Source organism: Lonsdalea quercina, assembly GCF_900107885.1.
GTDB lineage: Bacteria > Pseudomonadota > Gammaproteobacteria > Enterobacterales > Enterobacteriaceae > Lonsdalea > Lonsdalea quercina.
Genome location: NZ_FNQS01000024.1, coordinates 1 through 2,952, shown reverse-complemented (window position 1 = coordinate 2,952; position 2,952 = coordinate 1). Strand labels below are relative to the sequence as shown.

3 protein-coding genes and 1 pseudogene are annotated in these 2,952 nt (G+C 46.2%); all 4 read left to right on the top strand.

Annotation, left to right across the window (positions count from 1 at the left end; all coding sequences use genetic code 11):
- Positions 1-147 precede the first annotated feature (147 nt).
- A pseudogene (locus BLU64_RS16880) lies at positions 148-489 on the top strand (GNAT family N-acetyltransferase); the annotation flags it as partial.
- Positions 490-767: 278 nt separating this feature from the next.
- Complete coding sequence (locus BLU64_RS16875; protein ID WP_026741590.1) at positions 768-1,100, top strand: hypothetical protein; 333 nt, start codon at positions 768-770, stop codon at positions 1,098-1,100.
- Between the two features lie 208 nt (positions 1,101-1,308).
- Positions 1,309-1,761, top strand: coding sequence for a hypothetical protein (locus BLU64_RS16870; protein ID WP_071999735.1), 453 nt, complete (start codon positions 1,309-1,311; stop codon positions 1,759-1,761).
- A 72-nt stretch (positions 1,762-1,833) separates the two neighbouring features.
- The gene (locus BLU64_RS16865) at positions 1,834-2,589 is read left to right on the top strand and encodes a hypothetical protein (protein WP_026741591.1); all 756 of its coding nucleotides are present in this window, start codon (positions 1,834-1,836) and stop codon (positions 2,587-2,589) included.
- The last annotated feature ends 363 nt before the right edge of the window (positions 2,590-2,952 follow it).

The following is a 2,952-nucleotide window of genomic DNA, read 5'->3' as shown; positions in this document are numbered from 1 at the left end:
CCTCTTCAGCGTTAAGCAGGTCCTGCTGCTGGTTGTGTATCAGGGTGAAGAGCTGGGCATGACTAATTACCCTTTCATCAGCGAAAAGGAGTTCGAAGACGTTGAAATCCGGGGATTATGGAAGGAGTTGGTGGAAGGGGGGACTACATAGCAACGAATGCCGCTCCCGGACGCTTTCGCCGCAATATGCCTGACCCGATATCATTTGTGGTTCTGAGCCGTCTGGCGATAGATAAATCATTACATGGTCAAGGTGTTGGCCGAACGTTGGTAAGGGATGCCAAGCTACGGGTGGTTCAGGTGGCGGGTACTATCGGCGTTAGCGGGATATTGGTTTATGCGCTGTCTGATGAAGTGCTGGAATTTTATCTGCAGGCGGGGTTTAAGCCTTCACCGATAGACCCGATGATGTTGATGGTGACGTCGGAAAATTTGGTGGGAGTTTATCAATCCGAACTTGATGTTATTCTCGTCAACATCAAAAAGTGAATGGTGAGCTACGCAGCGATACTGACACAATAGCATGGCTATGGTACGTCATTTTCCCCAGTAGACGAAAAAAGAACGTTGGGGATGAAGGAAAGTTCATGAAAACGCGCTCAAATCGAAAAAACCAGCAAGCAAACTGTAAAGTTTTTTGTTTTATTGCCGTTAGCCACCCTCAGTATTAACCCTGTCAGCTTCTTGGATGAAGCGGTGGAACACCTCTGTTATTTGTCAGGTACAGACAATCACTTCCGGTATAGCCTTAAAAGGAATAGATAGCTATGGTCGGTATTACAAACAACTACATACCACTCAGCACTGCGGAAAGTTCTGCTAACGTTGACTCTCTTTTTAATCAGGCACGGAAATTGAGTGAAGTGGCGACAAAAGCCAACCATAAATTTATGTGTTTCTGCCTGTGCAGCCGCACAATTTCGCCGGTTGACGGTGATCTTAACGGCATGAGTCTCAACAATATTATCGACCGTGCTCGTAGAAAATGCTTCACCCATGACAATCGAACTCTGCTGACGGATACGTACTCCTGTCCTTATGTGCAATGCGCGGACTTAAATGGGAAAATCACGCGAAATTTTAGCGATGGCGGCACCTAAGGTACCAAAGAACGGAAGTTTTCTCGACAAAGACACAACTATCGTCGAACACCATTCTTAATGGTAAATAGTCATAAGAAGGCATCTAATAATGAGGCGGAGATTTAAATGGTTTAAGGTTACAGCGCTCTGGCGTTACTCCGCCTTATTATCAATGGGAAGTAAAAAGACTGTAACCTTATTAAAAAATATACATGGAGTAATTCGCGTGAAATTCAATAACCCTCTAATATTTTCTACCGTAGCTGTTTCTTTATTTGTGTCAGGTGCGGCCATCGCCGGGCCTAAATTCAATGTAACGTTTAAACACCTTGGTTCATCCAGCTCTGGCGACGCTGTTTTTTCTCCAACGACTAGCGCAGAAATTTTTTCTAAGGCTTATGCATCACCAGCGCCAAAAGAAACCGTCAAACCGGGCATGGCCGATACTTATACTATATCTAGCCCGGTTAATGACGTAAGTTCCATGCATCTCCGCTACAAAATTGGAAATAAAGAGTGTCGATTCGATATTGCATATACTGTGAATATCGTATTGGGGAATAAAATTCCCAAATGGACTAAAAACGTAACGCAAGGCAATGCAGCAAGATGCAACATGACAGTTAAAGCGGTTAATAACTCGACTTATGATTCAACCGTTGAACTGACCATGAGATAAATTGGCCCTTTGGCATAATATTCAGGCGTGCCATTTTATTTCAGGCGCGTCTGATATCGATGAGGTATCACAATGAATGTAAATGGCGTATCTGTGTCCGCAACACCTCTCCGTTCAAGCGAAACAAACGCAACGGGAAAAAACTCGGACGTATCTACAAGTAATCAACCTGTTATTTCCGGCGAGACGGAATCAAAGCCACAAAGCACTGTTTCCACGCTCGCTCGTCAGTTGGCCGATGCCGCGGTGAGAGCAGAAGCCCGAGACGCCAGCTCTAGCCGTGAGGGACTGGCACAAAAGGCGAAAACGTTACTTAGTCAAATCACCGGGCCAAGTTATCAAAATAATCGCGCAAAGTACGATGCCGAAGTACCTGATACGGATGATCAAGCATTACTGGAACGCTCGAAGCAGGCAACAGCTTTCGTCAATGGCTCTGGCTCCAATCCGTTTAAGGGATTAACGCGCGACCAACTGGCATTAATTATTTACGATGATAGCGGCACATTTACAACGAATGAACGCCGTGCGGCATCGTATGAATCAGACGAACAAGAGTACGCCTGGCGTCGTTCGGCCGTTATGAAAAGTGAGACTGAATGGAATCAAGGCGGGTACAAACAGACCGAATTTTTTGAAATGGTGCTGGAACACTATGACAATCTGCCGTCAATTGAATCAGTACAATACTCCGACGAGCACAGGGCAAGGCTCCAAAATCTTATTGAAATGGATTTCAACTTTGTGACCGGGGAACCGGGAAATAACGGTAACTCATTTATCGACCTACGTAATAGTTTGTTATCGAGCGGCTCGTACAGCGACTGAAAATATTGACGCCTTCATCGTTCACGCAGGCAACAAAGCAGACAAAAGATCGGTATTTCTTGCCCATGGGCTTGTTCACACTCCATCCCAATGGCGATAAAGGAAATGATTTCCTGTCAGGAATGCCGAGGGGCTGATAAGCGATACGCCGACAGCGTGAGGAGAGTGCGGTGACTGCTTCGCAGTCATGCGTCGAAAAATATATTTCCCGGCAGAAAACGGCGTGCGCGCCTGGCCCTAAAGGGGGGAGCTGCTCGCTGACCTTCCCCCTGAATAAAACATGCGGCCTGATTTGTGGCGTTCCTGTTTGTACCTCCTTTCATCGCACTACAGCGTCGGCGTCAGCACATAACCTGCGCTTAA